This is a genomic window from Pseudomonas sp. BN102, assembly GCF_029871245.1.
Classification (GTDB): Bacteria; Pseudomonadota; Gammaproteobacteria; order Pseudomonadales; family Pseudomonadaceae; genus Metapseudomonas.
Genome location: NZ_SSON01000042.1, coordinates 1 through 4,467, shown reverse-complemented (window position 1 = coordinate 4,467; position 4,467 = coordinate 1). Strand labels below are relative to the sequence as shown.

At 62.5% G+C, this 4,467-nt stretch carries 4 protein-coding genes; all 4 read left to right on the top strand.

Going from position 1 to position 4,467, the window contains the following annotated elements; all coding sequences use genetic code 11:
* The first annotated feature begins 29 nt into the window (after positions 1 to 29).
* Positions 30 to 698: a haloacid dehalogenase type II gene (locus E8F12_RS08250; protein ID WP_280324765.1), complete on the top strand. Its 669-nt coding sequence runs from the start codon at positions 30 to 32 to the stop codon at positions 696 to 698.
* A 114-nt stretch (positions 699 to 812) separates the two neighbouring features.
* Positions 813 to 2,570 carry a dihydroxy-acid dehydratase gene (locus E8F12_RS08245; RefSeq protein ID WP_280324764.1) on the top strand — a complete coding sequence of 586 codons (1,758 nt, stop codon included), beginning with the start codon at positions 813 to 815 and terminating at the stop codon, positions 2,568 to 2,570.
* Between the two features lie 9 nt (positions 2,571 to 2,579).
* Positions 2,580 to 3,506, top strand: coding sequence for a glyoxylate/hydroxypyruvate reductase A (locus tag E8F12_RS08240; protein ID WP_280324763.1), 927 nt, complete (start codon positions 2,580 to 2,582; stop codon positions 3,504 to 3,506).
* A gap of 374 nt (positions 3,507 to 3,880) precedes the next feature.
* A partial coding sequence (locus tag E8F12_RS08235; protein ID WP_280324762.1) for a haloacid dehalogenase type II occupies positions 3,881 to 4,467 on the top strand: 587 nt, incomplete at its 3' end.

Here is a 4,467-nt window from a genome sequence, read left to right as displayed (position 1 = left end):
TTTATCAACGAACTTTCAGGACTGCCCATATGAGCTTCATGCGCCCCAAGTACATCACCTTCGACTGCTACGGCACGCTGACCAACTTCCAGATGGGGCCGCTGACCCGCGAGCTGTTCGCCGATCGCGTTGCCCCTGAGCAGATGGACCAGTTCGTCAAGGATTTCACCGCTTATCGCCTGGATCAGGTGATGGGTGACTGGCGGCCATATGATGAAATTCTCGATACCGCCATGTCGCGCCTGTGCAAGCGCTGGGGCATCGAATATCGCGGCGAAGGCCAGCTTTACTACAACGCCGTGCCGACCTGGGGCCCGCATCCCGACGTGACGGCCGGCCTGGCGAAGATCGCCGACAAGATCCCGCTGGTGATCTTCTCCAACGCCATGAACGAACAGATCATGTCCAACGTCGACAAGCTGGGCGTGCCTTTCCACAAGGTTTTCACCGCCCAACAGGCCCAGGCCTACAAGCCGCGTCTGCAAGCCTTCGAATACATGCTCGACAACCTCGGTTGCGGTCCGGAAGACGTGCTGCACGTTTCTTCCAGCTTCCGCTACGACCTGATGCCGGCCGAAGACATGAAGATCAAGAACAAGGCCTTCGTCGCCCGTGGTCATGAGCAGCCGGGTAACGCTTGCTACAGCTACCGCCAAATCGCCGATATCGGCGGGCTGGCCGGTCTGGTCGGCCTCTGACCAGCAAGCGCCGCACCGCCTCGGCAAGAGGCGGTGCGACGCTGGGCGGTATCCCCGGCAGGTGGCAACTCTGCCTTAACGAATTTTCCGAACATAGGTCCACAAGGTGATCTCATGAGCGATAACGAAACAAAAGATGGTCGGCCGCTACGCAGCGCGCGCTGGTTTCGCAAGGATGACCTGCCTGGCTTCGTGCATCGTTCGACCTTGTCGACCGCCGGCTGGAGCCGCGAAGACCTGATGGAGCGCCCGGTTGTCGGCATTCTCAACACCTGGTCCGATATCAACCCGTGCAATCTCAATCTGCGCACGCTTGCCGAAGAGGTGAAAGTCGGGATTCTCGAGGCGGGCGGCATCCCGTTCGAGGTGCCGTTGATGTCGATCAGCGAGAACATCATCAAGCCGACCTCCTTCCCGTTTCGCAACCTGCTGGCTATGGAGGCCGAGGAGACCATTCGCGGCTATCCCTTCGATGCGGTAGTGCTGCTCGGCGGATGTGACAAGACGCAGCCGGCCCTACTGATGGGGGCCGCCAGCGCGGGCGTTCCGTTCATATTCCTTGCCAGCGGCCCGGCCACCCCTCGCTCGGCGACTGGCGGCAATCTGGCGAACGCCACCGGCGTCTGGCGTCTGGTCGATCAACTGCGTGCCGGAGAACTCTCCGAAGGCGATTTCGCTGCGTTCGAGCGAAGCGTGATGGGGACAGCCGGCCACTGCGCAGAAATGGGTACCGCTTCTTCGATGGCGGTCATCTGCGAGGCCCTGGGTGTGTCGCTGCCCGGCAGCAGCCTGGTGCCGGCGGTCGACCGACGTCGTCATCAGATCGCCCGCGAGGTGGGGCGTCGTAGCGTCAGCATGGCCGCCGATGGCAGCCCCCGCCCGAGTGAGGTGCTCGATGCGCGAGCCTTCGACAATGCCATTACCCTACTGTGCGCGGTGGGTGGATCGACCAACGTCATCATTCACCTGTTGGCGCTCGCCGGCCGCGTCGGCGTACCGCTGACCCTGGAGCGCTTCGACGAGATCGCTAGGCGTGTGCCGCTGATCGCCAATGTCCAGCCCGCCGGCGAACACCTGACCGAGCGACTGATGGCCGCGGGTGGCGTACCGGCCCTGCTCAAGACCCTAGAGCCTTTGCTGCATCTCGATGCGCGCACCGTCGACGGCCGCACGGTCGGCGAGATTCTCGAGACGGCGGATGTCGTCGATAGCGATGTGATCCGCCCGCTGGATAATCCGGTCAAGCCTGGCGAGACGATGGTCGTGGTCAAAGGCAACCTGGCGCCGGACGGGGCGGTGATGAAGACCTGTGCGGCGGATCCCAAGCTGTTCCGTCATCGCGGCCCGGCGGTGGTGTTCGAAGACGTGCAGACGATCGCCGACCAGATCGATAACCCTGAACTCGGCATCGACGAGAATAGCGTGCTCATTCTGCGCAATGCCGGGCCCGTGGGCGCGGCGATGCCGGAGTGGGGCATGCTGCCCCTGCCGCGCCATCTGATGGAGCGCGGCGTGCGCGACATGCTGCGCATCTCGGATGCGCGCATGAGCGGCACTGCCTATGGTGCGGCCGTGCTGCATGTTTCTCCCGAGGCTGCGATCGGCGGTCCGCTGGCTCTGGTGCGTGACGGTGACATCATCGAGCTCGACGTTGCCGCGCGGCGACTGGAGCTCTGCGTCGAACCGGACGAACTCGAACGTCGGCGCCAGGCATGGCAACCGGCGCTGTCCCAGCACGTGCGTGGCTACCGCAATCTATACAACCAACACATCGAGCAGGCTCATCTGGGCTGCGACTTCGATTTTCTCCGTGGCGCGAACGAGGAAACCCTTCCTGAAGGGCTCTTCGATGGCTGGGTAGGAGGCTGGTAGGACCTTGGTATGAGCATTCTTTATCGATCTGATGCCCCTCGCGCTGCCGCTTGGGCGCGCTACTTCGCCGAGCACGCACCCGACCTCGACTTTCGGGTCTGGCCCGATGCCGGCGACCTCGACGAGGTCGAATACCTGATCGCCTGGCAGGCGCCGGCGGAGTTCATCGCCAAGCTGCCTCGGCTGAAGGTGTTCTTCTCCTCGGGAGCCGGTGTCGATCATGTCGATTTTTCCGCGCTGCCCAAGCACGTTCCCATTGTCAGGATGGTCGAGCCAGGGATCATCAACGGCATGGTGGAATATGTCAGCCTGGCCGTTCTGGCGCTGCACCGCGACTTCTTCGACTACGTGGCGGCGAAGGCGGCGCGCATTTGGGATCCGTTGGAGGTACCGCCTGCATCGGCCCGCACGATCGGCGTGATGGGCATGGGCGCGTTGGGGTGTGCCGTGCTGGAGCGGCTGGCGAGCTACGGCTTCAACCTGCGTGGCTGGAACCGCTCGCTGCGTGAGATGGATGGCGTGGAGAGTTTTGCCGGCCCGGATCAGTTGCAACCCTTTCTCGCGGGGTGCGACGTGCTGATCTGCCTGTTGCCGCTCACCCCGGCCACCAGGGGCATCCTGAACCGCGAACTGTTTTCGCTGCTGCCTGCCGGTGCGGCGCTGATCAATGTCGGACGCGGTCCGCACCTGGTCGAAGCGGACCTGCTCGAGGCGTTGGATTCGGGACGGCTATCGCGCGCGATTCTCGACGTGACCGAGCCTGAGCCCCTGCCTGCGGAGCATCCTTTCTGGGGCCATCCGCGATTATTCCTGACGCCCCATGTGGCGAGCATGACGCAGCCCGAATCGGCTGCGCCGATCCTGCTGGAGAACGTTCGTCGACATCAACGGGGAGAGCCACTCGCGGACGTTATCGACCGCTCTCGCGGCTATTGAGGCGAGCGGTCCATGGCGGTGTCGCGATGACCGCACAGAATGCCGTCGAGGGCGGTGAGCAAGCGCATCAACATGCCAACGGGCGTTCCTTCGGGGCGCCCGTTTTGCGTTCATGCCTGGCGCATTTTCTGCGGACGCAACGCCTGAGAGAGGCATTAAAAGGGGCTCTGAACGTTCCGCGAGGGTGCATTGGGCCTGCAATTGCCCTGCTGTAGAGCGCTCCGCAAAGTCTGCTGGGGGTGGCGGGCAAAACGGTGGTTTATGTTGGCTGGCTCGCGCTTTTAACGTCATATGCTGGTTTCACGGTGCTGTAATGAACTCGTGGTGCTGCGACGTATCGTCGCTTTTATCAACGAACTTTCAGGACTGCCCATATGAGCTTCATGCGCCCCAAGTACATCACCTTCGACTGCTACGGCACGCTGACCAACTTCCAGATGGGGCCGCTGACCCGCGAGCTGTTCGCCGATCGCGTTGCCCCTGAGCAGATGGACCAGTTCGTCAAGGATTTCACCGCTTATCGCCTGGATCAGGTGATGGGTGACTGGCGGCCATATGATGAAATTCTCGATACCGCCATGTCGCGCCTGTGCAAGCGCTGGGGCATCGAATATCGCGGCGAAGGCCAGCTTTACTACAACGCCGTGCCGACCTGGGGCCCGCATCCCGACGTGACGGCCGGCCTGGCGAAGATCGCCGACAAGATCCCGCTGGTGATCTTCTCCAACGCCATGAACGAACAGATCATGTCCAACGTCGACAAGCTGGGCGTGCCTTTCCACAAGGTTTTCACCGCCCAACAGGCCCAGGCCTACAAGCCGCGTCTGCAAGCCTTCGAATACATGCTCGACAACCTCGGTTGCGGTCCGGAAGACGTGCTGCACGTTTCTTCCAGCTTCCGCTACGACCTGATGCCGGCCGAAGACATGAAGATCAAGAACAAGGCCTTCGTCGCCCGTGG

Bases quoted from the DNA above. Each gene is read 5' to 3' on its own strand.
- E8F12_RS08250 (WP_280324765.1), top strand. From the start codon at position 30: ATGAGCTTCATGCGCCCCAAGTACATCACCTTCGACTGCTACGGCACG.
- E8F12_RS08245 (WP_280324764.1), top strand. From the start codon at position 813: ATGAGCGATAACGAAACAAAAGATGGTCGGCCGCTACGCAGCGCGCGC.
- E8F12_RS08240 (WP_280324763.1), top strand. From the start codon at position 2,580: ATGAGCATTCTTTATCGATCTGATGCCCCTCGCGCTGCCGCTTGGGCG.